Here is a 26,223-nt window from a genome sequence, read left to right on the forward strand (position 1 = left end):
AATTTCCGTACATGTCTACCCAGCTCTCTGCTACTTGGCCCCATCTCGACAGCCCGGCTCCGGCGGCTGTTGCTGGGGAAAAGGATGCTTGTGGAGTTGGTTTTTTGGCGCAGCTTCAGGGGCAGGAGTCCCATTGGCTGATGCAGCAGGCCCTGCGAGGCCTCGGTTGCATGGAACACCGCGGCGGTTGCGGTGGTGATGGCGACTCCGGCGATGGCGCTGGTGTGCTCAGCGGTATCCCCTGGACCTATCTAGAAGCTGTTTGGCCGCAAGCGGCTGACTCAGCCGGTCAGGCCCGTGGCTTGGGCATGGTGTTTTTGCCCAGGGAGCCTGAGCGTGCGGCTCAGGCCCGGGCCTTTTGTGATGAGGCGGCCACCAAGCTCGGCTTGCGTCCGCTCGGTTGGCGCGTGGTGCCCACCAACCATGAGGTGCTCGGCCCATTGGCACGCAGCAATGCGCCTCAGATTGAGCAGTGGCTGCTGGGCGCTGATGTCGACGGTGATGCGCTGGAAGCGTTGCTGTTTCGCCTTCGCCGGCGTTGCGGTGATCGTGCCCGCGTCAGCTTTGGCGCCAAGGCCAGCGACCTCTACTTCTGCTCGTTGAGTGGTCGGACTGTTGTCTACAAGGGAATGGTGCGCTCGGAGGTGCTGGCGCCCTTTTACGGCGATCTCAGCGATGAACGCTTTGCGGTCAGCTTTGCGGTGTATCACCGCCGCTTCAGCACTAACACCCTGCCCCGTTGGCCTCTGGCTCAGCCCATGCGTCTGCTGGGGCACAACGGTGAAATCAACACGTTGTTGGGCAACCTCAACTGGGCCAAAGCATCCGAGAGCAATCTCGATGCGGTTTGGGGCGCCGATGCCGCTGACCTCAAGCCCGTGGTCAATCCAGCCTTCAGTGATTCCGCCAACCTCGACGCCACCCTCGAGCTGTTGGTGCGCAGTGGTCGTCCGATCACCGAAAGCTTGCTGACCTTGGTGCCTGAGGCCTTCCGTAACCAGCCCGAGCTGGAGGACAAGCCAGAAGTTCAAGCCTTCTACGAATATGCCGCTTGCACCCAGGAGCCCTGGGATGGCCCGGCGTTGTTGGTGTTTGCCGATGGCCGCAGCGTGGGCGCCACCTTGGATCGCAATGGCCTGCGCCCGGCTCGCTACTGCCTCACCAACGACGGCTTTGTGGTGATGGGCTCAGAGACCGGTGTGGTGGAGCTCGATGAAAGCCGCATCATCGAAAAGGGCCGGCTTGGCCCCGGCCAAATGCTGGCCGTTGATCTGGAAAACGGCCGCTTGCTGCGCAATTGGGATGTCAAGCGCGAGGTGGCGAGCCGCTACCCCTATGCCCAGTGGCTGAAGGACCATCGCCGCAACCTTGAGCCCCAGCCGTGGTCCACCAGCAAGCAGCTGGGAGATCTGGAGTTGCTGCAGCAGCAGACCGCCTTTGGCTTCACCGCAGAAGACTTTGAGCTGGTCATTGAGGACATGGCTTCAGCGGGCAAAGAGCCCACCTACTGCATGGGGGATGACATCCCCTTGGCTGTGCTCTCCGATAAGCCGCACCTGCTCTACGACTACTTCAAGCAGCGCTTCGCCCAGGTCACCAACCCGCCGATCGATCCGCTGCGGGAAAAACTGGTGATGAGCCTGGAGATGCATTTGGGCCGCCGGGGCTCCTCCCTGAAGCCGGAGGCCAGCGCCGCTGGGATGTTGCATCTGCCCAGCCCGATCCTCAACGAAGCCGAGCTCGCTGCCGCCACCTCCCAAGGCCTGCCAGCGACCACCCTCTCCACCTTGGTGGCTGTGGCCGATGGTCCCGCCGGCTTGCAGCAGGCGGTGACGCGCCTGCAGAGCGCTGCGGAAGCCGCCGTGCGCGAGGGCAAAACGATTCTGGTGCTCTCCGATCGCGGGGTTACCGCGAGCCACACCACCATCCCCGCCCTGCTCGCAGTTGGTGCGGTGCACCACCATCTGCTGCGGCTGGGGTTGCGCCTGCAAACCTCCATCGTTGTGGACACAGCCCAGTGCTGGAGCACCCACCACCTCGCCTGTTTGATCGGTTTTGGCGCTAGCGCTGTTTGCCCCTGGCTCACCTGGGAAACCAGCCGCCATTGGCTGGATCAACCCAAGGTGCGCAAGGCGATCGAGCTGGGCAAGCTGCCTGCCCTCAGCGTGGATCAGGTTCAGGCCAACGTGCGCGTGGCGCTGGAAAACGGGCTGCGCAAGATCCTCTCCAAGATCGGCATCTCCTTATTGGCCAGTTACCACGGTGCTCAGATCTTTGAGGCCATTGGTATTGGCGCCGATCTGATCGATTTGGCCTTCGCTGGCACCACCAGCCGGGTGGCTGGTCTCTCGATCACTGATCTGGCCAGTGAAACTCTCAGCCTGCATGCCAAGGCGTTTCCCGAACTCAACCGCACCAAGCTTGAGTTCATGGGCTTTGTGCAGTACCGCACGGGCGGTGAGTACCACCTCAACAGCCCGGAGATGGCCAAGGCTCTCCACGCTGCGGTGAAGGCTGGACCCGGTTATGACCACTTCTCCACCTACAAAACGCTGCTGGAAAACCGGCCCGTCACCACCCTGCGCGACCTGCTTGAGCTCAAGCAGGCCCCAACGCCGTTGCCGATTGATCAAGTTGAAAGCGTTGAAAGCATCTGCGCCCGCTTCTGCACCGGTGGCATGAGCCTTGGGGCGCTCTCCCGCGAGGCTCATGAGGTGTTGGCTGTTGCCATGAACCGCATCGGCGGTAAGAGCAACAGCGGTGAGGGCGGCGAAGATCCTGCCCGCTTCAACGTGCTCAACGATGTCGATGGCGAGGGGCGCTCCAAGGTGCTCCCCAGCATTGGCGGCCTGCGCAATGGCGATACCGCCTGCTCGGCGATCAAGCAGATCGCTTCTGGTCGCTTCGGTGTGACACCGGAATACCTGCGCAGCGGCAAGCAGCTCGAGATCAAAGTGGCTCAGGGCGCCAAGCCAGGTGAAGGGGGTCAGCTGCCTGGTCCCAAGGTGGATCCATACATCGCTTGGCTGCGCAACAGCAAGCCGGGTGTGGCGCTGATCTCGCCGCCGCCGCACCACGACATCTATTCCATTGAGGATCTAGCGCAGCTGATTCACGACCTGCACCAGGTGCACCCAGCGGCTCGCGTCAGCGTGAAATTGGTGGCTGAGATCGGCATCGGCACCATCGCTGCTGGTGTGGCCAAGGCCAATGCCGATGTGATTCAGATCTCAGGCCATGACGGCGGCACGGGCGCCTCGCCATTGAGCTCGATCAAGCATGCCGGTGGCCCCTGGGAAATGGGCTTAACCGAGGTGCATCGCTCCCTTCTGGAAAACGGTTTGCGCAATCGCGTGCTGCTGCGCGCCGATGGCGGCCTCAAGACCGGTTGGGATGTGGTGATTGCTGCTCTGCTGGGCGCTGAGGAGTACGGCTTCGGCTCCGTCGCGATGATCGCTGAGGGCTGCATCATGGCCCGCGTTTGCCACACCAATAACTGCCCGGTGGGCGTGGCAACGCAGAAGGAAAACCTGCGCAAGCGTTTCCCCGGTCTGCCGGAGCAGGTGGTCAACTTCTTCCTTTATGTCGCTGAAGAGGTGCGCCAGCTGCTCAGCGTGCTGGGTGTCGCCAGCCTGCAGGAGTTAATTGGACGCACGGAGCTGCTTCAGGCCCGTCAGGTGCAGTTGGCCAAGACCCAGGCCCTGGATTTGTCCTGCCTGTTGGCTCCCATCGCTGGTGCTGAAGATCGCTCCTGGTTGCAGCACGCCATTGAGGCCCACACCAATGGGCCGATCCTTGAGGATCAGCTCCTCGCCGATGCCGAACTGATGGCGGCCATCGAGGGCCATGGTCAGTTGGCGCGCACCGTGCCGATCATCAACACCGATCGCAGCGTCTGCGCGCGCCTGGCCGGCGAGATCGCTGAACGCCATGGCAACACCGGGTTCAACGGTCAGCTCAACCTCACCTTTGAAGGGTTTGCTGGTCAGAGCTTTGGTGCCTTCAACGTGCAGGGCATGAATGTGCGCCTGGTGGGCGAGGCCAACGACTACGTCGGTAAAGGTCTATGCGGTGGACGTCTCACCGTGGTGCCCCCCAGCAGCGGCAACGACCCTGGCAGCCAGGTGATTCTCGGGAACACCTGCCTCTATGGCGCCACTGGCGGTGAGCTGTTTGCCTACGGCCGTGCTGGGGAACGCTTCGGCGTTCGCAATAGCGGTGCACGCACCGTTGTTGAAGGCGCCGGCGATCACTGCTGTGAGTACATGACCGGTGGCGTTGTGGTGGTGCTGGGTAGCACTGGCCGCAACGTGGCTGCTGGCATGACCGGTGGTGTGGCCTTCCTGCTCGATGAAGACGATCGCCTCACCGCTCGGGTGAATCCTGAGATCGTGGCGATCTGCCCTCTGACGACTCCAGAGCAGGAGGCATTGCTCAAGCCATTGCTCGAGGCCTATGTGGCCGAAACCGGCAGCACCAAAGCCTCGGCAATCCTTGCCGATTGGAACACCTGGAAGGGCCGCTTCAAGCTGCTGGTTCCCCCCAGCGAGCGCGGCAACGTTGGCTTGGCTGAGAAGGAGGCGGTGGCGGCCTGATCGATTTAGGCCATCCCAGCCACGGCGGTGCGTAGGGCTTCTCGCCGGTCGATTTCGGTGCGTTCTGCTGGCAGCTTGCTGAATAGGCCGAGCTTTTCCAAGCGCCGGCGTGTGGTGCCGCTGGCACCAACGACAAACACCTGCCGGCCCACTTCAATCGCTTCTTCCACCGCGTTTTCCACGGCGAGTGCTGCGGTCACACCCAGGTGCGAGACCTTCGAGAGATCAAACACCACCGCCCTGCAGTCGCTAATCGCGTTGTGCTCGCGGTTGATGGCCTTGGCAACGCCGAAAATCATGGCGCCATTGAGCTGGAACAGCAGCACCTTGCCGTGGCCCTGATTCAGCAGTTCGCGCTCATCGTCGCTGATCTCTAAGTCGCCATCGCCGGTGCTCACCGACTGGATCGCCTCGCTTTGCAGCGCGCTCATCTTGTCGATCGTGAGGATATTGGCGATGAAAACGCCAACAAACACCGCGGTGATCAGATCCACCAGCACGGTGAGGGCGATCACCAAATACATGATCAGCGCCCCATTGAGGGAGATGCGGTGGGCGCGCTTGATGAAATCCCAGTCGACGATGTCGACACCCACCTTCAGGGCAATGCCAGCCAGCACCGCCTGAGGAATCTCGGCAGCCAGTGGTGCTCCCACCAGGATCACCAGCATCAGGATCACGGCGCGGAAGATGCCGGAGAGGGCACTGCGGCCGCCGCTCTGGATATTCACCACCGTGCCCATCGTGGCGCCTGCGCCAGGCAGGCCCCCGAACAGGCCACTCACCAGGTTGCCCAGGCCTTGGCCAATCAGTTCTTTGTTGGAGTTGTGCTCAGTGCGGGTGAGGCTGTCGGCCACCACCGAGGTGAGCAGAGCATCAATGCAGCCGAGCATGCCAAGCACAGCGGCATCCACCACCATCAGCTGAAGTTCAGCGGCGCTGAACATCGGCAGCTGCAGCTGCGGAAAGCCGGAGGCAATTTCGCCAATGCGGCGAATGTCGTCAGAGCCAAAGCCACTGATCAGTGGCAGCGACACCAGGGTTCCCACCAGCAGCGCGATTAACTGCGGCGGGGCAATTTTTTTGAGTTGTTTGGGGGTGAACCAGAGGATGGCCAGGGTGATCAGCGCTAGGCACACCTCCAGGGGCCGGGCTCCTGTGATCAGCTCAGGCAGCGACTGCAAGGTGCCAATTACACCCCCCTTGGGGCTGGCCTGCCCCAGGAAAGGACCCAGCTGCAAGATGATCAGGATCAGGCCGATCCCGCTCATGAAGCCGGAGATCACCGTGTAAGGCATCTGGGTGACGTACCGCCCCAGACGCAAAAGGCCAAAGCCGATCTGGAAGACCCCGGCCAGCATCACCACCGTGAAGGCCATGGCTAGGCCGTGCTCGGGGTTGCGGGCTGTCAGACCAGCGATGACTGCCGTCATCACTACCGTCATCGGGCCCGTGGGCTCGGAGATCAGCGTGGGCGTGCCGCCAAAGAGGGCCGCAAAGAGACCCACCAGCACCGCACCCCAGAGGCCTGCCGTGGCGCCAGCACCGCTGGCTACACCGAAAGCCAGGGCCATCGGTAAGGCGATCACAGCGGCGGTGAGGCCACCAAACAGGTCACCGCGCAGATTGTTGGCGCTGATTCGGTTGAACACCGCCGTGGCCGCTGGCATTAAGAAGGTCAGACTGGCCCGAAACCTTAAGCGGTTGACCAAAAAAAATTGATCAGCGTGGGTGTTCCTGCATCAGCCGCTGCACTTCACCGGCGTGATAGCTGCTGCGGGTGAGCGGCGTGCTCACCACCTGCAAAAACCCCAGCTCCGATTCGCCTTGGTTGCGGAACTGATCGAATTGCTCGGGGCTGACAAAGCGATCCACCGGCAGATGCTTGGGGCCCGGTGAGAGGTATTGGCCAATCGTCACGATGTCGACGGCATGGCGGCGCAGATCAGCCAGCACTTCCATCACTTCTTCATCGGTTTCACCCAGCCCCACCATCAAGCCGGATTTGCTGTAGCAGCGCGGCCAGCCTTCGCGAACGCGCTGGAGCAACTCCAGTGAGCGCTCATAGATGGCCTGGGGGCGGGCCTTCTTGTAGAGCCGCGGCACGGTTTCGATGTTGTGGTTGAGCACATCAGGTGCCCCTGCCATCACAGCGGCCAAGGCATCCCAATCGCCGCAGAAGTCTGGAACCAGCAGCTCAATGGTGGTTCCTGGTGAGCGCTGGCGAATCTGCTCAATACAGGCCACAAATTGGCTGGCCCCGCCATCGGCCAGGTCATCGCGGTTCACCGAGGTGATCACCACATGCTTGAGGCCCAAGCGCTGGGTGGCCTCGCCGAGCCGTTCGGGCTCGGTGGGATCCAGCTCCCGCACGCTCTTATCGAAGTCGATGTCGCAATAGGGGCAGGCGCGCGTGCAGCCCGGGCCCATGATCAAAAAAGTGGCCGTGCCGCCGGCAAAGCATTCGCCGATGTTGGGGCAGCTCGCCTCTTGGCAGACCGTGTTGAGCTTGAGATCCAGCAGCAGATCGGCCACCGCGCCGATCCGCTCACGCTGGGGGGCTTTCACACGCAGCCAATCAGGCTTTTGCAAGTTGGTCTCCTAAACTGGGTCCATCGGGATGTAGCGCAGCTTGGTAGCGCACTTCGTTCGGGACGAAGGGGCCGCAGGTTCGAATCCTGTCATCCCGACTTGACCATTGAATCCTGCATCAACTGAGCTCCGCGCCGGGGTAGCCGCGCGGGGTCACCATGCGGCCGTCCTCAAAGCGGGTGGTGCTGTTGCCGATCAGCACCAGGCTGAACATGTCGACGGCCTCGAGTGGCAGCTCAGCTAAGGGATGGATCTGCAGGGCTTCATCGCTGCGGCTGAGTTGGCGGCAGATGGCTGCTGGCGTGTTGGCGGGCCTGTGTTCCAGCAGCAATTCCACGGCACGCCCCAATTGCCAATGGCGATCCCTGGAGCGGGGGTTGTAGAGGGCCACCACAAAATCCCCTTGAGCGGCCGCTTTGAGTCGCTGTTCGATCAACGCCCATGGCGTCAGCCGGTCGCTGAGGCTGATGGTGCAGAGGTCGTGCATCAAAGGGGCTCCCAGCCGTGCGGCGGCCATCTGGAAGGCGGAGATGCCTGGGTGCACGCTGAAGCTCGGTTGCTCATCGCTTGGCAGGGCAAGCCATTGCTCAAGGGCTAGGCCGGCCATGCCATACATCCCGCTCTCGCCGCTGGAGATCAGGGCCACCGCAACCCCTTGGCGGGCTAGCTCTAGGGCTTGCTGGCAGCGCTCTTTCTCTTTGGTGAGCTGGCCGTCAAAGCGCACTTGATGCGCCCTGCGCAACGGCTCCAAAAGATCGAGATAAAGGCCGTAACCCACCCAGGCGCTGCTGCTGGCTAACGCTTGCTGGGCCGCTGGAGTGAGTTGATTCAGCGCTCCTGGGCCAGCTCCAATGAGATGCAGGTGTCCCCGTTGCGGTGCCCAGGGTTGTGGGGCGGCAGCAATCGCCACGGTGACGGCCCCTTCGCCCGGTTGGCCGCGGCTGATTTGTTTCTCCAAGCGCAGCTCAGCTCCTGATCCGGCGGCGCAAAGGGCGGCGGCTTCCGCCACGCTCGGGCATCCCACCTCAGCAGCCACCACGGCCGATGGGTTGGGCACCGATAGCGCTTTGAGCTCATCGGCACTGAAGAACTTCAGCGGCCAGTTGCGCTCGCTCGCCAGGGCCAGCAGGGCGGGCTCATCATTTTTCAGCTCGATGCTGGCCAGTCCGGCCACGGCTTCTGCCGCCAGCTCCGCGGCTTCCAAGGCGCCATCGATGGCCTTGCGCAGCAACTCCAGGCTGCTGCCGCGCTCGCAGCCCACCCCCAGCCAAAGCACCGGTGGGTGCCAGCGGCAACCAGCACCCGTGCTGCTGCTGATGCAGAGATCAGCTGAGCTCGCTGTGGCTCGATTCAGAGGTAAGGCACTGGCCAGCAGCCAAGCACTTGGCTCTGGTTGTCCTGCAGCCACCTCCAGGTTCAGCGGCTCACTGCGGGCCGCCCGATGCATCAGGGCATCCCAGTTGCCTTGGCCGCGGCGCCAGCCCCAGGCCTCGCCAAATGCATCGAGGGCGGGCAGTCCCTTACTGCTGCTGAAGCCGCTTTGGATCACTCTGGCTTTCAGTAGAGGTGCCAATTGCTCGGCCAGGGTGTCGGCCTGCTGGCTATGGCCCCCCAGTAGGGGCAGCAGCGTTGGTCCCTCGGCGGCCAGTAGCAGCACGGCTGGGTCTTGCAGCTTGTGTTGCAGCAGTGGAGCCACCAGTCGCACCAGGGCACCGGCGGCCAGTGCCCCCACCAGCAGCTCCAATTCGCCCCAGTGCTCTTGCAGCAGGCCTTTGGGCCCGTCCGCATGGCGAATGAACTCAGGCCGCTGGGGATTGAGCAGGCCAGCAGGAACAGCGATGGCTTCGAGTTCACCCGCCTGGAGCAGCGGTTCGATCAGTTGGAGGCCGGCCTGGCTGGCGCAAAGACCAAGGCGTTTCAAGAAGGATCTCCGCTCACGTCGGAAGCGTTGCGTTCGGCGTTATCTCTGATTGGTGCTTCCAGCTCGCTGGCGGCCGTTGGCGGTTCGATCGCAGGCACGGGCTGCACGTTCGCTTCAGGTTCAGATTCAGGCGCTGGCTCGGGGGTTGGCTCCGGCTCGGGTTCCGCTGCGGGCTCCGGCTCGGGTTCTGGTTCTGGTTCTGGTGTGGGTTGGTAATTGGGATCGCTGAGCTCAGCCAATTGCTCAGCGCTGAGGCGGCTGCTGAAGAGGGCCGGTGCTCCCGCCCTGGAGACGGGAACATCGAGCTCTTGGACAAGGCTGTTAAAGGCTGGCTGCAGCGGGTTGCCGTCGCCATCGAGCAACTCGAGCTTGAGGAAGTGCTCGCCTGCTTTCAGCGGCTTGAGCCAAAGCGATTGGGCTCGATCGAGCACCACACTGCTGCCATCAAGGCTCAGCCGGAGCCGCCATTGCTCATCGCCATCGCGCAGGTGCTGCAGGGGCGCATTGAACAAAAACCAGTTGATGGGCACAGCGGCGCCAGCGGCCAGCTGCTGCGGTGCCACCGCCACCAATTGCGGGGCGTCTAGATCTGGCAGGGCTTCCAGGGTGGCTAGGCCCCGATACAGCTGCCATTGAACGCGCGCTTTTTTGCCGGCGGCGGCTTCGCCCCAGGGCAAAGCGGCAAAGGCACTGAGGTGATGGCTGCCTGGTGTGAGGGCTGGCATCACAACGCTGATCAGCCCCTTGCTGTCTCTAGCGAAGATCCGCTGGGGCTCCTGTTGATCCAGTTGCACCACCACGTGGGGGCCTGCCCCCAGCTCGCTGGACTCCAGCACTGGCCAGTCGTCAAGCTGCAGTTGCAGGGTCCACTCCCCTGTGGGGACTTGGCTTCCAGGTTTGGGGCTCACCACGCTGAGCTGTGGCTGCTTGCCCCGCAGTTGATCACTGAGTTGCTGGGCAGCCCCCGGTGGTGCCACCTCTTGCAACACGCTCGCGGCTCCGCTGGCGTTACTGGGCTCAGCGCGTTGCTTGCTCCAAGGAGCCGCCAGGCTTGGCGAGACGGGGCCGATTAGCAGAGCAAGGCCGATCAGCATGGCCATGCCATGCCGCAACAGTCGACGGATGAAAACGCGGGGCATCGGGGCGGCAGGCCGCACAGGAGATGACTCCAGTGAAGCGCAAAGCTGTGCACCCAGCATCGCCATCTGTCAAGGTTAAGTATCATTTTTTTCGCCAAATTATTGTTTTTAAGTTGTTACTTAGGCCTGCTAAGAGCCCTGTCCAGCACAGGGATTGAACCTTTGTAACTCCGTTGGGAACCTGCCATTTCTGGCCCCTATACTCCGTCCAGCGGTCCCCCTAGCTGGGGTCCGTGGCCTAGTGCTGGCAAGGCTTTTCGCCTGGCCGGTATGCGGCCCAGCACCCCAGCGGTCTCTGTCATGGCCTTCGGGCTTTGGCAGAGGTCACGACCCAAACCCTCGAGGAACGTCTCGAATGACCATCAGCCCACCAGAACGTGGGGGCAAGGCCAAGGTCTCGGTTGATCGGAACCCGGTGCCAGTCGATGTCGATGTGCTCGGTAAGCCCGGGCATTTCGATCGCGCTTTGGCCAAGGGTCCCAAGACCACAACCTGGATCTGGAACCTGCACTCCCGCGCTCATGACTTCGACAGTCACACCAGTGACTTGGAAGAGGTCTCGCGCAAGATCTTCAGCGCTCACTTCGGCCACTTGGCCGTCATCTTCATTTGGCTGAGCGGCGCCTTCTATCACGGTGCTCGCTTCTCCAACTACTCCGGTTGGCTTGCCGACCCCACCCACGTGAAGCCCAGTGCTCAGGTGGTTTGGCCCGTGTTTGGCCAAGAAATTCTCAACGGTGATGTCGGTGCCGGCTTCCACGGCATTCAGATCACCTCAGGTTTGTTCCACATGTGGCGCTCCTGGGGTTACACCAATGAGACCCAGCTGCTCGCCACCGCCATCGGCGCCCTCGTCATGGCTGGTTTGATGCTCAACGCTGGCGTCTTCCACTACCACAAGGCAGCTCCAAAGCTGGAGTGGTTCCAGAACGTTGAGTCGATGCTCAACCACCACCTGGCTGGCCTGTTCGGTCTGGGCTCACTCGCCTGGGCTGGTCACCTGATTCACATCTCCTTGCCCACCACAGCGCTGATGGATGCCATCGACGCTGGCAAGCCCCTGAGTCTGGATGGCAAGGCCGTTGCCTCTGTGGCGGACATCCCTCTGCCCCATGCCTTTTTCAATCAGGACCTGGTGGGTCAGCTCTATCCCGGCATCAAAGAAGGCATCGGTGCTTTCTTCTCCGGTAACTGGGCGGCCTACAGCGACTTCCTGACCTTCAAAGGTGGTCTGAACCCGATCACGGGCAGCCTCTGGATGACCGACATCGCTCACCACCACGTGGCGATCGCGATCATGTTCCTGGTGGCCGGTCACATGTACCGCACTAACTGGGGCATTGGTCACTCCATCAAGGAGATCCTCGAGGGTCAAAAGGGTGATCCCCTGCTGTTCCCTGCCACTCGTGGTCACGACGGTCTCTACGAGTTCATGACCAACTCCTGGCATGCCCAGTTGGCTGTGAACCTCGCCCTTGGTGGCTCCGTCACGATCATCGTGGCCCAGCACATGTACGCGATGCCTCCGTATCCGTACATCGCGATCGACTACCCAACCCAGCTGTCGCTGTTCACCCACCACATGTGGATCGGCGGTTTCTTGGTTGTGGGTGCTGGCGCTCACGCCTCAATCGCGATGGTTCGCGATTACATCCCTGCTCAGAACATCGACAACGTTCTGGATCGAGTGCTCAAGGCACGCGACGCCATCATCAGTCACCTCAACTGGGTCTGCATCTGGCTTGGCGCCCACAGCTTCGGTCTCTATATCCACAACGACACCATGCGTGCCCTGGGTCGTCCCCAGGACATGTTCAGTGACTCGGCGATTTCAATTCAGCCGATCTTTGCCCAGTGGATCCAAGGTCTGCACGCTGCAGCCTCCGGCTCCACTGCTCCTAACGCCCTTTCGGGTGTGAGCGAGGTCTTTGGTGGTCAGGTTGTGGCCGTTGCCGGCAAGGTTGCTGCTGCTCCGATGACCCTGGGTACGGCGGACTTCATGGTCCACCACATCCATGCCTTCACGATCCACGTCACCGTGCTGATCCTGCTGAAGGGCGTCCTCTACAGCCGCAACTCACGTCTGATCCCCGACAAGGCCAACCTCGGGTTTGCCTTCCCTTGCGACGGCCCCGGCCGTGGCGGCACCTGCCAGGTGTCGGGTTGGGACCACGTGTTCCTCGGCCTGTTCTGGATGTACAACTCCCTGTCGGTTGTCATCTTCCACTTCTCCTGGAAGATGCAGAGCGACATCTGGGGGACCGTCAACGCTGACGGCACCGTCCAGCACATCACCAACGGCAACTTCGCCACCAGTGCACTCACCATTAATGGCTGGCTGCGTGACTTCCTGTGGGCTCAGGCTTCACAGGTGATCAACAGCTATGGCTCTGCTACCAGCGCCTACGGCCTGATGTTCCTGGGTGCCCACTTCATCTGGGCGTTCAGCCTGATGTTCCTGTTCAGCGGCCGCGGCTACTGGCAGGAGCTGATTGAGTCCATCGTCTGGGCTCACAACAAGCTCAAGGTTGCTCCGGCTATCCAGCCGCGCGCCCTGAGCATCACGCAAGGTCGTGCTGTCGGCGTTGCCCACTATCTGTTGGGTGGCATCGCGACGACCTGGTCCTTCTTCTTGGCCCGCATCATCGCGGTGGGCTGATCTCAACCCTCTGACCTCTCTCATGGCAACGAAATTCCCTTCGTTCAGCCAGGGTCTGGCCCAGGACCCGACCACCCGCCGCATCTGGTACGGCATCGCCACGGCTCACGATTTCGAGAGCCACGACGGCATGACCGAGGAGAAGCTTTACCAAAAGCTGTTCTCCACCCATTTCGGACATTTGGCCATCATTGGCCTGTGGGTGTCGGGCAACCTGTTCCACATCGCCTGGCAAGGAAACTTCGAGCAGTGGGTTGCTGACCCTCTGCACATCCGTCCCATCGCTCACGCGATCTGGGACCCTCACTTCGGTCAAGGCGCCATTGACGCCTTCACCCAAGCGGGCGCTTCATCACCGGTGAACATTGCGTATTCCGGCCTGTACCACTGGTGGTACACGATCGGCATGCGCAGCAACGCCGAGCTGTATCAGGGCTCCATCTTCATGATGATCCTGTCGGCTTGGGCCCTGTTCGCCGGCTGGCTGCACCTGCAGCCCAAGTTCCGTCCCTCCCTGGCCTGGTTCAAGAACGCCGAATCGCGTCTGAACCACCACCTGGCTGTGCTGTTCGGTTTCAGCTCCATCGCTTGGACCGGTCACCTTGTTCACGTCGCCATTCCTGAGGCACGTGGCCAGCACGTCGGTTGGGACAACTTCCTGACGACCCTGCCCCACCCGGCAGGTTTGGCTCCCTTCTTCACTGGTAATTGGGGCGTTTATGCCCAGAACCCCGACAGCCTCAGCCAGGCTTTCGGCAGTGCAGATGGCGCGGGCACCGCGATCCTCACCTTCCTCGGCGGTTTCCACCCCCAGAGCGAAGCCCTGTGGCTGACCGACATTGCCCACCACCACCTGGCCATCGGTTGCATCTTTGTGATCGCCGGCCACATGTACCGGACCAACTTCGGTATTGGTCACTCCATTCGCGAGATCCTCGACACCCACAACCCCCCCAGCAACACCCCTGGTGATCTGGGCAGTGGTCACAAGGGTCTGTACGACACCATCAACAACTCGCTGCACTTCCAGCTGGGTCTGGCTCTCGCCTCCTTGGGCGTGGTCACCAGCCTGGTGGCACAGCACATGTATTCGATGCCGTCGTACGCCTTCATCGCGAAGGACTACACCACCCAGGCCGCCCTCTACACCCACCACCAGTACATCGCCATCGCCCTGATGTGCGGTGCCTTCGCCCACGGTGCGATCTTCTTCATCCGTGACTACGACCCCGAAGCCAACAAGGACAACGTCCTGGCTCGGATGCTCGAGCACAAAGAAGCGATCATCAGCCACCTGAGCTGGGTGTCACTGTTCCTCGGTTTCCACACCCTGGGCCTCTACGTCCACAACGATGTGGTCGTTGCCTTCGGTACGCCCGAGAAGCAAATCCTGGTTGAGCCTGTGTTCGCCCAGTTCGTGCAGGCCGCCTCTGGTAAGGCCATGTACGGCATGGACGTGCTGCTCTCCAACCCGGCGAGCTCCGCCAGCTTGGCTTCCGCCAACATCGCTGGTGAGCACTACTGGCTCGATGCCATCAACGGCAACACCGATCTGTTCCTGCCGATCGGCCCTGGTGACTTCCTGGTTCACCACGCCATCGCTCTGGGTCTGCACACCACCACCTTGATCCTGGTCAAAGGTGCTCTGGATGCCCGTGGCTCCAAGCTGATGCCTGACAAGAAGGACTTTGGTTACTCCTTCCCCTGCGACGGCCCCGGCCGTGGCGGTACCTGCGACATCTCTGCCTGGGACGCCTTCTATCTGGCTGTCTTCTGGGCCTTGAACACCGTGGGCTGGCTCACCTTCTACTGGCACTGGAAGCACCTCGCCATCTGGCAGGGCAACGTGGCTCAGTTCAACGAATCCAGCACCTATCTGATGGGCTGGTTCCGTGACTACCTGTGGCTGAACAGCTCTCAGCTGATCAACGGCTACAACCCGATGGGGACCAACAACCTCGCCGTTTGGGCTTGGATGTTCCTCTTCGGTCACCTGGTGTGGGCCACCGGTTTCATGTTCCTCATCTCCTGGCGTGGTTACTGGCAGGAGCTGATTGAAACCATCGTTTGGGCTCACCAGCGCAGCCCCATCGCCAACATGATGGGCTGGCGCGACAAGCCGGTGGCTCTGTCCATCGTTCAGGCCCGCGTGGTTGGTCTGGCTCACTTCTCAGTGGGTTATGTCCTCACCTACGCCGCCTTCTTGATCGCTTCGACCTCCGGCAAGTTCGGTTGATCCAACGATCAATGGGTTGATTTCACTTCGACGTTCCACTGACCCCCGCTTCGGCGGGGGTTTTTTTATGGCTGCAGGATCATTTGGATTGGGCCCATGAAAAAAGCCCCCAATTGGGGGCTGAATTCCCTGGTTTGCTGCAGGGCGCTAACGGCCCACAAGGCACTCCAAATCGCTGCTGTGCTCGGCAATGAGATTGGCAGCCAGTTCGCTGGTCAATATGTCGGCGGCAGCTTGAGGGCTGAGGCCTTGGCCGATGAGGCGGCGATGCAACACCGCGGCGGCGGCCCGCAGGGTTGATTCTTCAAACTTCAGGGTGTGGGGTATTTCGGAGAGGGCTTTCATGCCGGCAGACCGATGGGATATCGCCTCAGAATCCTGACCAGACAAACCGGGATGCAATCCGCTCTTAACCAAGTTTTTGTGTCCGTTTCACTTCCCATGTTTTGACGATCTCGTAAACCACGGGCAACACCAACAGGCTCAGGGCTGTTGAGGCCAATAGACCGCTGAAAGCCACCGTGCCGATGCTGATGCTGCGCGCAGCGCCAGCACCACTGGCGAGCACCAGAGGCAAAAATCCAGCCAGCGACGACACCCCGGTGAGCAAGATCGGGCGCAGCCGCAGGCTGGCTGCCTCTCGGACCGCCACCGGTACGGCAACGCCGCGTTTGACGCGCTGGTTGGCAAATTCCACGATCAAGATGCCGTTCTTCGCCGCCAGGCTGATCAACACCAAAATTCCAACCTGGCCATAGACATCAAGAAACAAACCACGTGCAGCGAGCCCCAGCACGACCCCCAGTAAGGCCAAGGGCACCGTGATCAAGATGACCACAGGATCAATAGGGCTTTCGTAGAGGGCAGCTAGCAGCAGATAGACCACCAGCAGCCCCAAGCCAAACAGTTTCCAGGTGCCGCCTCCTGCCCGTTGCTCCTCGAGGCTCAGGCCTGTGAATTCCAGCTCGGTGCTGGGGGTGTTGCGTTGCTGTTGCACCCGCTCGAGGGTGGCCATGGCTTGGCCGCTGCTGACGCCCCGTTTGGGTTTGGCACGGATGCTGATCGCGCGGCTGAGTTCGCTGTGATTGATGCTGGTGGGTCCGGTTGTTGGCTCCAGCCGCACCAAGTTGCTCAGGGGGATCAGCCTGCCGTCGCGATTGCGCACCAGCAGGCGCAACACATCGCCGGGGCTGCTGCGATCACTCCCTTGCAGTTGAACGATCACGCGCCGGACGCGGGCATCGCTGAAGGTGTCGTTGACGTAGGTGCTGCCAAAGCTGTCGCCAATCACGGCCACCACCTCCTCCAAGCTGACGCCAACGGCGGCGAGCTGTTGGCGATCAGGAACCACCTCAAGCGAGGGGGCATTGGCACTGAAGCGGGTGCCGACCCGTTCAAACCGCCCGCTGGCCTTGGCCGCAGCGATGAAGTCGTCGGCTTCATCGCCAAACTGCTGCAGGCTCAAGCGCCCGCCACTGACATCGAGCAGATTCAGGCTGATGCCTCCTTCTGAGCCAAAGCCGCGCACCGGTTGCGGTTGGCTCAAGATCACGCGGCCATCACCGGCCATGGCCTGCTGCAGTGCTGGATTCAATCGCTCCACCACATCGCTGGTGCTGGTGGAGCGTTCTTCCAGCGGCTTGAGCCTCAGGAAAAAGATTCCTTTGTTGGGTGCGCTATCGCCAAAGGAACGGCCGGCATAAAAGTTGCCGTAGCGAACCAAGGGTTCGGCGGCGACCGCCTGCTGCACCCGTTGCATGGCGCTTTGGGTGCGCTCCAGTGAGGTTCCTTCCGGCAGCACCACAACACCACGGATCTGGCCGCCATCCTCTTGGGGCACAAAGCCGGTGGGCAGTGCTCGTAGTCCGATGGCGGTGATCAGCAGCCCTGCCCCCAGCAGGCTCAACACCAGCCGCCGCCGCTTCAGGGCTCGCTCCAGTAGGCGTTGGTAGGGCTGCTGCAGCGCGTCGAGCCATTGCGAGCTTTTCGCTAATCCGCGCCGCAGACGTTCCATTGGCTTCGGTGCGGGCCGAAACGACTTGCCGAGTAATACCGCTGAGGCCACCGGTGTGAAGCTCAAGGCATTGATGGTGGAGAACAGGATCGTGCTGCTGATCACCACGGCCAGGGGGTGATAGAGCCGCCCCAAGGACCCAGGCATCACCAAAACCGGCAGAAACACCACGATCAGCACCAGAGAGGTGGCGATCACCGCTCCACTGAGCTCATCCATGGCCTCGCGTGCGGCGCGGAAGGGTTTGGCCCCTCCGCTGATCCGCCGGCCGATGTCTTCGCTGACGACGATGGCGTCATCGACCACGACCCCGGTGGCCAGCACCAGGCCAAACAAGGTGAAGGCATTGAGGGTGCCGCCGCTGAGCTTCAGCACTGTGAAGCTCCCCACCAGGGCTACGGGGATGGCAATTGCTGTGATCAGTGCCAGGCGCCAGTTGCCGAGTCCCAGCAGCAGCACGGCAAACACCAGCAGCACGGCATCACGCAGGGCGGCGATCGCTTGGTTGATGCTCTCTTGCACATTGCTGGCGTAATCAACGATCGTCTCCACCTCAAGTCCTGGAGGGAAGTCGAGGCTGGCTTGATTCAGCAGCTCGTCCACTGCGCGGCTTACCGCCAAGGCATTGCTGCCATCGCGCTGAAAGACCCCCACAGCGACGGCGGCTTGGCCATCGAGATTGCGAGCAATCGAGCCGTAGCGCTCTTCGCCAAGGCGCACCGTGCCGAGATCCTGCAGCCGCACGCTGTTGCCGCCGCCCAACGGTTTGATGATCAGGTTCTCGAGTTCTTGTTGGTTGCGCAGTCGCCCTTCCATCCGCAGGGGCAGGGTGTATTGCTGGCCTTCCGGCGCTGGGCTATCCCCCACCTGGCCGAGGGCTGCCAGCACGTTCTCCCGCCGCAGGGCGGTTTTGACATCTTCAATCGTGAGTTCAAAACGGCTGAGCTGGGTGGCATCCAGCCACAGCCGGTAGGCCAAATCGCTGCTGCCAAACAGCACCACATCGCCAACGCCGTTGATGCGCAGCAGCGGTTCGCGCACCTGCCGGTCCACCCAGCTGCTGATGAAGGCACGCGTGTAGGTGTTGCTGCTGTCGCTGAAGCTCAGCACCATCAACAGATCGCTGCTGCTGCGCCTTACCCGCAGCCCTTGACGGCTCACCGGTTGCGGCAATTGCCTGCTGATTAACGACGCCTCGTTCTGGACATTGATTTGATCCAGCTCGCCCTTGTTGCCGCGAAACCCGAGCTGCACCCGGGCCCCATTGGCACTGCTGCTGGAGGTGATGGTTTCCAGCCGCTCCAAGCTGTTGAGCTGCCGCTCCATCAAGTTGGTGACGCCTTGCTCCACCACTTCGGCGCTGGCGCCGGGGTAGTTGGCGCTCACGCTCACCCGACTGGGGGCGATCGGCGGCAAATTTTCGACATCGAGGCTGGCCAAGCTCAGCAAGCCCGCCAACAGAATCAGCAGGCTGACCACCAGCGTCAGCAGCGGTCGTTTGAGAAACGGATCGCTGAGCGACATCGAGCGCTGCTATGGCCCCTGGTGTGGGGGATCCTGCCATTAAAAAAGCCCCCGCCGAGGCGAGGGCTTGAGAAGTCAGAGAAAGCGGTTGGCTTCAGCCAACGCTCCAAACGCCACCGGCAAGATTCAGCAGGGTGCTGACGTGCAGGGTGCCGCAGAGGAACCACGCAAAAACAGCGCCGCCGCAACCGCCGAGCCAGAAGCCACTGGTGAAGTCAGCCCAGCCGGTGCGGGTGAACAGATCGGAGGGAGGATTGTCGATGGTCACATCCGCCATGGGGATGTGGGGCTGCTTACCGGGCTGGTTGTAGAGCAGGAACAGCAGCGTGAGGATGTGCACCGCTCCGATCGCAGCCAGCAGGCCAGCGGTTGCGGAGAACTCGCTGTTGCGCAGCGGGCCGCAGATGGTGAAGGGGCCGTAGAGCAGGTAGCCGAAGGCGGCACCGGTCTCAAGACCACGGAAGTTCGGGGAGATGCCAGCCCGATAGAAGGGCAGGTTGTTGATCAGGGCTTTGATGAAATAGCCGCTGTTCACCGGTGTGGCGAGGTTGCCGACGCAGGGGTCGGCGGCGGGAGTCACAGTCATGAGTGGAAAGGAATGTTCAGGTGGCGGTCAAAGGCCAGGGGGCCGTCACTCGCTGGCGGTGATTTGGCTTCCAACCAGAACGATGAACACCGCAGGGAAGACGATTCCGACGATGGGCACGAAAACCGCGGGCAACCAGGCGGCGGCAAATTCTCCAGTCATGGCGGTGCCAAAAGGTCCGCCAGTACTGTAGGTAGCGCTGATCGGACCCTCAGTTCTGAAGGCCATCGGTGACATAAAAATTCAATCCAGCTGGCTCCATGGGCGCCCCGATCGCAGCCTTCCTCACCCTGGTTTTGTCGCTTCTTCTCTGGCGGCGACTGGTGTTTCGCCCCGTGGTGCCAGGCATGGACGCCAATTTGCTCGATGGGGCTGCGATTGCCGCTTTGAACCGCGATCGCAAGCAAGCATTGGCGCAGCGCCGCAACTCAGAGGCCGCCATGGCGCTGGTGGCGTTGCCCAGCACGCCGCAACAGGCCAGGGAGCATCTCAAATGGCTTGAGCAACTCAGCCGTGGCTCTGCCGCTGAGCGCCTGCAGGCCATGCAAGAAGCCCAGCGCTGGGGAGATCGCCTTTGTTTGCCGCTGCTGCGCCGCGGTCAGCGCGATGCCACGGTTGCTGTCGCTCGCCAGGCGGCTTGCGCTTTGGAAGCATTTCGAGGTGAACCCCTCGGTGGTTACCGCAAGGCAGCCACCACCGGCTCGGGCAAGGCGTCGCTGCCCCGCAACGTGGCGCGGATGCGGTAGATCGGCCGCCCTTGGCTTTCGTGATACGTGCGCATCATCACTTCAGCCAGCAGTCCGAAGCAGAACAGTTGAACCCCGGTGAGCAGCAGCAGCACGCAGAGGGTGAGGAGCGGCCTTGTGCCGATATCAGCGCCCAGCAGCTTTTGCACCACCAACACGCTGCCCATCAGGCCGCCAGCCACTAGGGCCATCAGGCCCCAGAAGCCAAAGACGTGCATGGGACGGGTCAAGAAGCGCTTCATGAACCACACCGTCAGTAGATCCATCAGCACCCGGAAGGTGCGGTCGATGCCGTATTTGCTTTCCCCAAACTGGCGCGCCTTGTGGTTCACCTTCACTTCACTGATGCGGGCGCCTTCGATGTAGGCCAGCGCTGGCAGGAAGCGATGCAGCTCTCCGTAGAGGTTCATGTCGGCCACTAACTCGCGGCGGTACGCCTTGAGTGAGCAGCCGTAGTCGTGCAGCCTCACCCCGGTAACCCGGGCAATCAACTTATTGGCCAGCTTCGATGGCAGCAAACGGCTGATGGCCGCGTCCTGGCGCTGGTGGCGCCAGCCACTCACTAGGTCGTAGCCCTGGCGCAGCTTCTCCACGATCATTGGGATGTCTGCTGGATCGTTCTGGAGATCCCCATCGAGGGTGACGATCTCATCGCCGCGGCAGGCATCAAAACCAGCGGACATGGCGGCGGTTTGGCCGTAGTTGCGGCGCAGCAACACAGCCACCAGTTCGGGTGTGGTGCGGCTCAGCTCTTGAAGGAGTTCAGCGGTGCGGTCGCTGGAGCCGTCATCCACCAACACCAATTCAAAAGGTTCCCCCAAAGGCCTCAGGCTGCCGAGTAGCTGAGCCACGAGCATCGAGAGGCTCTCCTCTTCGTTGTAGAGGGGGATCACCACAGAAAGGGTCACGGCCGTCTCGACTCAAGGAAGGTGGCTGCCATCGTGGCAGCGCTGCACTCTGCCAGCACCCCGCAGTTCCATGCGGTAGTGGGTGGCCACTGGGCTGTTGTCCCAGCTGTGCAACGTGTCAACGGCGATGCCGTTATGGCCATGCTCTTGGCCAGAGCTGTGCAAATAGCTGCCACCGCCGAGATAGAGGCCCACATGGGTGCAGCGTTGGGGCCGGCCAAAGAAGACCAGATCGGCCGGACGCAGCAGTTGCAGCTGATCAGCGCTGATCGCCACCTTCTGGCAGAACCGTTCCTGCTGATAGGCGTCCCGGGGAATCCAGATTCCGGCACTGGCAAAGGCCCGTTGCATCAGGCCTGAGCAGTCGTAATTGGGGCCGAGGCTGCCTCCCCACAAGTAAGTGTTGTTCTGTTCAGCCGCGCTCTGGCAGAAGCGCAACACCGCGGCTAGGCGCTGTTGGATTAGCTCAGCGCTGAGCAAGCGCGGCTGATAGGGGCGGCAACGCCAGGCACGACCCAGCAAGTCCTGCGGCTCAACCCAGGCCCGGTAGCCATCTTCAGCTAGTTCAATCGGCAAGCGTCCATGGCGGGCGGGTTGATCCAGCAGCTGCAGCTCGCGACCGGCCCAGGCTTGGGTGGCCAGGCCCGAACCCAGGGGGCTGCTGTAGAGATCAAGCCCTTGGCTCAAGCGCCAGTGGCTGAGGGGTTGCAACAACTCCAGGGCAGCCGGGGTTGCTTCGTTTAGCTCGTTTAAGGTCGCCACGCTTGTTGCCCTGCTTGATGGCGTTCTACCGCCCCGACTCGGACCTGACCCAGGCCCTTCATGGGGTGCTTGACGAGTTAAAGGCCACACGGCCTGGCTTAGAGGAGCAGCTGAGCATCACCTGGCTGCTCTACGACTCCTCCCCCATCGATCTGGCCGCAGGCCTGGAGTCCAATGATGTGTGGTCACTGCCGATTCGCGGCGCTGCGCACCGCAGTGATCAGCAGCGCTACCCGGCCAGTGTGGTGAAGCTGGCCTATGCCATGGCTATCGAGCAGTGGCTGGCCAGGGATTTGCTGCTGGAGAGCCCTGAGTTGCGGCGAGCCATGCAGGACATGATTGGCGATTCGAGCAATGACGCCACCTCCCTGGTGATGGACCTGCTGAGCGGCACCACAAGTGGCCCTGAGTTGCCGCCGGATCCATTCTCCAGTTGGGCGCGGCAGCGCCAGTTGGTTAACCAGTGGTTTGCCTCCCTCGGCTGGCCTGAATGGGAGGGCTCGAACGCCTGCCAAAAAACCTGGGGGGAAGGTCCCTATGGCCGCGAGCGGCAGTTTTATGGCGCTGACTTGGAGAACCGCAACCGGCTGAGTACCGACATCACTGCGCGCATGCTGCATGCGGTACTGACGGGTGCATGGGTTTCGCCCCTGGCGTCAGCGCGCCTGCGTGATCTGTTGAGCCGCAGCCTTGATCTGGAGGAGCGCAAAGCGGATCCTGAAAATCAGGTGGATGGCTTTTTAGGCGGGGGCTTGCCGGTGGGCAGCCGCCTGTGGAGCAAGGCCGGCTGGATGAGCCAGGCCCGCCACGATGCGGCGTATATCGAAACCCCAGGCTGCCTGCCCTTTTTGGTGGTGGCCTTCAGTGAAGGGCCTGAGCGGGCTGCCGATGAATCGTTGCTTCCTGAGCTAACCCAGCGCCTGATTCAGGCTTCAGCGCTCTCATAGGACTGCTCCAACAGCGAGCGGAACAGCTGATCTTTCTTCCAGATCAGAAACTCCTGTTCGGTGGGATCTCCCCCGCGCCAGTGCTCCAGGGCATCGCAGGTGGTTTTGTATTCCAGCCGCAAGGCGTGAATGTCGTACGAAAACGTGGCGACGATGTCGTCCATGGCGATTCGGGCGATCTAGCCGCAATTGTTGCGGTCTGTCACAGCCTCTTGACGTGTCATTGGTAACCGACTCGGCGGCCTGTTAGCAGCCGGACACCAAGGGCCTCAAAGGTTGGAACGGAGAGGGAGGGATTCGAACCCTCGACAGAAGTTGCCTCCTGTAACTCCTTAGCAGGGAGCCGCTTTCAACCGCTCAGCCACCTCTCCAGCGGTCGGCCAAGCCTATCAGTGCTCCGGCCGGCGGGGCAGACGTGGCAGGCGGTGTTTAAAGCTGCAGAGCACCTCCCATGGAATGCTCTGGCAGACATCGCTCCAGGCCTGCGGACCAATGGTTTCGCTGCCGCTGCTGCCCAGCAACGTCACCGAATCGCCAATGTCTAATTCCGGCAAATCCGTGGCGTCGATCACGATCTGATCCATGGTGATGGCGCCGACCTGGGGCAGGCGGCGCCCCTCGGCGAGAACCTCCATTTGCCCCGAGAGGCGGCGGCTGACGCCATCGGCGTAGCCAATGCCCAGCACGGCCAGTCGGCTCGGCCGCGTGCTGTGGAACTGGTGGCCGTAACTCACTCCGGCGCCGGCGGGCACATCACGCAGCAGGGTGACCTTGGCGTGCACACTCATGGCGGGCCGTAGCGGCAGTTGCTTCAAATGTGCAGCTGGCGTGTGGCCATAGAGCGACAACCCCACCCGCACCATGTCGTAGTGCAGCTCTGGGCTGCTGAGGGTGCCGGCGCTGTTGGCCAGATGCCGCAGGCCAGGTTGCAGTTCGAGCTCATGGAAGCGGCGCAGCACCGCTTCAAAACGCTCCTGCTGGGTGGCGTTGAGCAGGCCATCGGGGTTGTCAGCATCGGCCAGATGGGAATACACCCCGGCGATCGTGAGGCCATCGAGCTGTTGCAGCTCCTCCAGCAGCTTGGGGCCCTGCTGCCAGTCGATACCCAGCCGGGCCATGCCGGTGTCGAGCTTGAGATGGGCCAGCAGTGGCTTGCCCCCGGCGACGCCCACATTGCTGCCGATCAACCCCTGCCTGAGGCTGCTGATCGTGGGGCTGAGCTGCCAGTGCAGGCAGCAGCGGAATTCCTCGGGCTGCTGCAGGTTCCCCAGCACCAGGATCGGTGCCTCGATTCCGGCTTGGCGCAGTTCGATGCCTTCAGCGAGGGTGGCCACCCCAAAGCTGCTGGCACCACCATCGAGTGCAGCTTCAGCAACGGTCACCGCGCCATGGCCATAGCCATCGGCTTTGACCACCGCCATCAGGGCGCACCCGGGCTTCAATGAGCCCTTCAGCTGTGCTGTGTTGTGGCGAATGGCGTCGCGATCAATCTCCAGCCAAGCCCGCTGCTGCGGTTGCACCGAGGGGATTGTTTCCCGCGTCAGCCCTGGCAGGGACTCGTGATGCATCAGGGACGACGGCGAGTCACTGGTTGACCCAGATAGCATGCCTGCAATACGGGAAGCTGGCATGGGCCACGTCCTCGTTCTCAATGCGTCTTACGAGCCGCTCAATATCACCAGCTGGCGACGTGCTGTCGTCATGGTGTTGAAGGGAAAAGCGGAAGGCCTTGAGCACGAAGAACGTACTCTCCGTCAAGATTTTTTAGCTCCCACCGTGATTCGGTTGCGGCAATTTGTTCGCATTCCGTTCAAGGAATTACCGCTCACGCGCCGCAATGTGTTCCAGCGCGATCACCACACCTGCCAATACTGCGGCTATCGCGGCGACAAACTCTCAATCGACCATGTGATTCCCCGCAGCCGCGGCGGCCAAGACACCTGGGAGAACGTGACCACCGCTTGCATTCGCTGCAATGTCCGCAAGGGCAATCGCACCCCGAAAGAAGCGGACATGCCCTTGAACTCGGTGCCAAGACGCCCGGTAAGCACCTTGTATTTCGAAGCCACCCGCCAGATTCGCAGCGGTCGCCGCGAAGAGTGGCGCAAATACGTGATCGGCGCCTAGCCCTCGCTGGCCGCCAGCTCTTCGAGTTTTTGCTGTTGATCCGCGTGGGTGCAGGCCTCGATCAGGTCGCTGAGCTGGCCGTTGAGCACGGTTTCCAGCGGGAAGTTTTTGCCCAGGCGGTGATCGGTGGTGCGGTTGTCTTTGTAGTTGTAGGTGCGGATTTTTTCGCTGCGATCACCGCTGCCCACTTGGGCCCTGCGCGCTGAGCTCTCGGCTGCTGCCGCTTCCTCTTCCTCTTTGGCCAGCAGCTTGGCCCGCAGAATCTCCATGGCCCGCTCGCGGTTTTGCAGCTGGGAGCGCTCCTGGGTGCAAAACACCCGAATCCCGGTGGGCTTGTGCAGCAGATCGACGGCTGTTTCCACCTTGTTGACGTTTTGCCCGCCAGCACCGCCAGAGCGGGCCGTGCTGATCTCCAGATCCTTGGGATCGATTTGCACATCCACCGGATCGGCTTCTGGCATCACCGCCACCGTGGCTGTGGAGGTGTGAACGCGGCCCTGCGATTCCGTGGCGGGTACCCGCTGCACCCGGTGCACACCGGCCTCGTATTTGAGTTGGCTGAACACCGCATCACCGCGGATCGCCAGGATCAATTCCTTAAATCCACCAAGCTCGGCTTCTGAAGCGCTGACGGGATTCACTTGCCAGCCGCAGGTTTGGGCGTGGCGTTCATACATGCGGGCGAGATCACCTGCCCATAGGCAGGCTTCATCGCCGCCGGCTCCGGCGCGAATTTCCAGCATCACGCTGCGCTCATCGCGCGGATCGCTGGGCAGCAGAGCCACTTTCAAGCGTTGGTTGAGCTGCTCCTGCTCTGAGCTCAGTTGCTGCAGTTCCTCTTGAGCCAACGCCTCCAGTTCAGCGTCACCCTTGATCTCTTTGAGCAATTGCTGGGCTTGCTGTTGCTCGGCGTCGAGTTGTTGCAGCCGCTGGTAATCGAGCACCAGCGGCTCAAGCCTCGAGCGCTCTTTGGCCAGGGTTAGCAGCTGTTCAGGGTCAGCCACCACGCTGGGGTCAGCCAGCTGACGCTCAAGGGCGTTGAAGGTGCGGCAAGTGGCTTCTAGCCGCTCGGTGACAAAGGACTGATCCACAGATTCAGCGGGTTGAGCAGCGCCGATAGAAAAGCCGGATGCCCCGTTGGGAGCACCCGGCCATGTCAGACGTCATTGCAGCTGAGAAGTTCAGCTGTCGGCTTTGGTGTCGGATTTCTTGGCATCCTTCTTGGGCGCGGGTGCATCGGCTTCGGGATTGGCACTGCCCATGCCGTACTTGCGCATGAAGCGGTCCACGCGGCCCTCGGTGTCGAGGATCTTCTGGGTACCCGTGAAGAAGGGGTGATTGCCGCTCCACACATCGACGTGCAGCTCGGGGGTGGTGGAGCCAGTGGTCATGACCACTTCTCCATTGCAGATCACCTTGGCGTCGGGATACCAGGTGGGGTGAATGTCGGCCTTGGGCATGACGAAA

General features: G+C 61.9%; 20 protein-coding genes and 2 tRNA genes. 8 read left to right on the plus strand and 14 right to left on the minus strand.

Going from position 1 to position 26,223, the window contains the following annotated elements; genetic code table 11:
* The first annotated feature begins 11 nt into the window (after positions 1–11).
* Positions 12–4,595 carry a glutamate synthase large subunit gene (gene gltB / locus SIB46_RS10390; RefSeq protein WP_413296081.1) on the plus strand — a complete coding sequence of 1,528 codons (4,584 nt, stop codon included), beginning with the start codon at positions 12–14 and terminating at the stop codon, positions 4,593–4,595.
* 5 nt (positions 4,596–4,600) lie between these two features.
* Here gltB and SIB46_RS10395 read toward each other — a convergent pair whose 3' ends face one another.
* Complete coding sequence (locus tag SIB46_RS10395) at positions 4,601–6,265, minus strand: SulP family inorganic anion transporter (protein ID WP_413296082.1); 1,665 nt, start codon at positions 6,263–6,265, stop codon at positions 4,601–4,603.
* Positions 6,266–6,317: 52 nt separating this feature from the next.
* Positions 6,318–7,187 carry a lipoyl synthase gene (gene lipA / locus SIB46_RS10400; protein ID WP_413296083.1) on the minus strand — a complete coding sequence of 290 codons (870 nt, stop codon included), beginning with the start codon at positions 7,185–7,187 and terminating at the stop codon, positions 6,318–6,320.
* Between the two features lie 24 nt (positions 7,188–7,211).
* Here lipA and SIB46_RS10405 point away from each other — a divergent pair.
* Positions 7,212–7,285, plus strand: a tRNA-Pro gene (locus SIB46_RS10405).
* 20 nt (positions 7,286–7,305) lie between these two features.
* Here SIB46_RS10405 and cobJ read toward each other — a convergent pair.
* Together cobJ and SIB46_RS10415 are read right to left on the minus strand one after the other, a co-directional pair.
* Positions 7,306–9,108 (minus strand): precorrin-3B C(17)-methyltransferase, encoded by a 1,803-nt coding sequence (cobJ, locus tag SIB46_RS10410; protein WP_413296084.1) that lies wholly within the window; start codon positions 9,106–9,108, stop codon positions 7,306–7,308.
* Positions 9,105–10,247, minus strand: a complete 1,143-nt coding sequence (locus tag SIB46_RS10415) for a hypothetical protein (protein ID WP_413296085.1) — start codon at positions 10,245–10,247, stop codon at positions 9,105–9,107. Before SIB46_RS10415 ends, cobJ begins: the two co-directional genes overlap by 4 nt.
* Positions 10,248–10,602: 355 nt before the next feature.
* Here SIB46_RS10415 and psaA point away from each other — a divergent pair, with 355 nt between their 5' ends.
* The 3 genes from psaA (at position 10,603) to SIB46_RS10430 (ending at position 15,442) form a co-directional block, all read left to right on the plus strand.
* Entirely contained in the window at positions 10,603–12,906 is a 2,304-nt protein-coding gene (gene psaA, locus SIB46_RS10420) for a photosystem I core protein PsaA (RefSeq protein ID WP_413296086.1), read from the plus strand.
* 22 nt (positions 12,907–12,928) lie between these two features.
* Positions 12,929–15,142, plus strand: coding sequence for a photosystem I core protein PsaB (gene psaB / locus SIB46_RS10425; protein ID WP_413296087.1), 2,214 nt, complete (start codon positions 12,929–12,931; stop codon positions 15,140–15,142).
* 96 nt (positions 15,143–15,238) lie between these two features.
* Positions 15,239–15,442 carry a hypothetical protein gene (locus tag SIB46_RS10430; protein ID WP_413296088.1) on the plus strand — a complete coding sequence of 68 codons (204 nt, stop codon included), beginning with the start codon at positions 15,239–15,241 and terminating at the stop codon, positions 15,440–15,442.
* A 109-nt stretch (positions 15,443–15,551) separates the two neighbouring features.
* Here SIB46_RS10430 and SIB46_RS10435 read toward each other — a convergent pair whose 3' ends face one another.
* From SIB46_RS10435 to SIB46_RS10445, 3 genes are all read right to left on the minus strand, one after another.
* Positions 15,552–18,680 (minus strand): efflux RND transporter permease subunit, encoded by a 3,129-nt coding sequence (locus SIB46_RS10435; protein WP_413296089.1) that lies wholly within the window; start codon positions 18,678–18,680, stop codon positions 15,552–15,554.
* A gap of 94 nt (positions 18,681–18,774) precedes the next feature.
* The gene (locus tag SIB46_RS10440; RefSeq protein ID WP_413296090.1) at positions 18,775–19,266 is read right to left on the minus strand and encodes a photosystem I reaction center protein subunit XI; all 492 of its coding nucleotides are present in this window, start codon (positions 19,264–19,266) and stop codon (positions 18,775–18,777) included.
* Positions 19,267–19,311: 45 nt separating this feature from the next.
* Positions 19,312–19,428, minus strand: a complete 117-nt coding sequence (locus tag SIB46_RS10445; protein WP_011936567.1) for a photosystem I reaction center subunit VIII — start codon at positions 19,426–19,428, stop codon at positions 19,312–19,314.
* Between the two features lie 98 nt (positions 19,429–19,526).
* Between SIB46_RS10445 and SIB46_RS10450 the strand changes: the two genes are divergently transcribed.
* Entirely contained in the window at positions 19,527–20,012 is a 486-nt protein-coding gene (locus SIB46_RS10450; RefSeq protein ID WP_413296091.1) for a hypothetical protein, read from the plus strand.
* Here the strand turns inward: SIB46_RS10450 and SIB46_RS10455 are convergent.
* Together SIB46_RS10455 and SIB46_RS10460 are read right to left on the minus strand one after the other, a co-directional pair.
* Positions 19,943–20,920: a glycosyltransferase family 2 protein gene (locus tag SIB46_RS10455; protein ID WP_413296092.1), complete on the minus strand. Its 978-nt coding sequence runs from the start codon at positions 20,918–20,920 to the stop codon at positions 19,943–19,945. The two genes, SIB46_RS10450 and SIB46_RS10455, sit on opposite strands and share 70 nt — an antisense overlap.
* Positions 20,921–20,932: 12 nt before the next feature.
* The gene (locus tag SIB46_RS10460; protein ID WP_413296093.1) at positions 20,933–21,682 is read right to left on the minus strand and encodes an NlpC/P60 family protein; all 750 of its coding nucleotides are present in this window, start codon (positions 21,680–21,682) and stop codon (positions 20,933–20,935) included.
* Between the two features lie 17 nt (positions 21,683–21,699).
* Here SIB46_RS10460 and SIB46_RS10465 point away from each other — a divergent pair, with 17 nt between their 5' ends.
* Positions 21,700–22,629: a serine hydrolase gene (locus SIB46_RS10465; RefSeq protein WP_413296095.1), complete on the plus strand. Its 930-nt coding sequence runs from the start codon at positions 21,700–21,702 to the stop codon at positions 22,627–22,629.
* Here SIB46_RS10465 and SIB46_RS10470 read toward each other — a convergent pair.
* The 3 genes from SIB46_RS10470 to alr all read right to left on the minus strand — a co-directional run bounded on the left by SIB46_RS10470 (position 22,608) and on the right by alr (position 24,197).
* Complete coding sequence (locus tag SIB46_RS10470) at positions 22,608–22,793, minus strand: hypothetical protein (RefSeq protein WP_413296096.1); 186 nt, start codon at positions 22,791–22,793, stop codon at positions 22,608–22,610. The two genes, SIB46_RS10465 and SIB46_RS10470, sit on opposite strands and share 22 nt — an antisense overlap.
* A gap of 118 nt (positions 22,794–22,911) precedes the next feature.
* Positions 22,912–23,000 (minus strand) — tRNA-Ser (locus tag SIB46_RS10475).
* 18 nt (positions 23,001–23,018) lie between these two features.
* Positions 23,019–24,197, minus strand: a complete 1,179-nt coding sequence (gene alr / locus SIB46_RS10480; protein ID WP_413296097.1) for an alanine racemase — start codon at positions 24,195–24,197, stop codon at positions 23,019–23,021.
* 61 nt (positions 24,198–24,258) lie between these two features.
* Here alr and SIB46_RS10485 point away from each other — a divergent pair, with 61 nt between their 5' ends.
* Positions 24,259–24,756 carry an HNH endonuclease gene (locus tag SIB46_RS10485; RefSeq protein ID WP_413296098.1) on the plus strand — a complete coding sequence of 166 codons (498 nt, stop codon included), beginning with the start codon at positions 24,259–24,261 and terminating at the stop codon, positions 24,754–24,756.
* Here the strand turns inward: SIB46_RS10485 and prfA are convergent.
* Together prfA and rpmE are read right to left on the minus strand one after the other, a co-directional pair.
* The gene (prfA, locus tag SIB46_RS10490) at positions 24,753–25,847 is read right to left on the minus strand and encodes a peptide chain release factor 1 (RefSeq protein WP_413296099.1); all 1,095 of its coding nucleotides are present in this window, start codon (positions 25,845–25,847) and stop codon (positions 24,753–24,755) included. The two genes, SIB46_RS10485 and prfA, sit on opposite strands and share 4 nt — an antisense overlap.
* A gap of 90 nt (positions 25,848–25,937) precedes the next feature.
* Entirely contained in the window at positions 25,938–26,216 is a 279-nt protein-coding gene (gene rpmE, locus SIB46_RS10495) for a 50S ribosomal protein L31 (RefSeq protein ID WP_413296100.1), read from the minus strand.
* Positions 26,217–26,223: the final 7 nt, after the last annotated feature.

Source organism: Synechococcus sp. MIT S9452 (assembly GCF_047304245.1).
Classification (GTDB): domain Bacteria; phylum Cyanobacteriota; class Cyanobacteriia; order PCC-6307; family Cyanobiaceae; genus RCC307.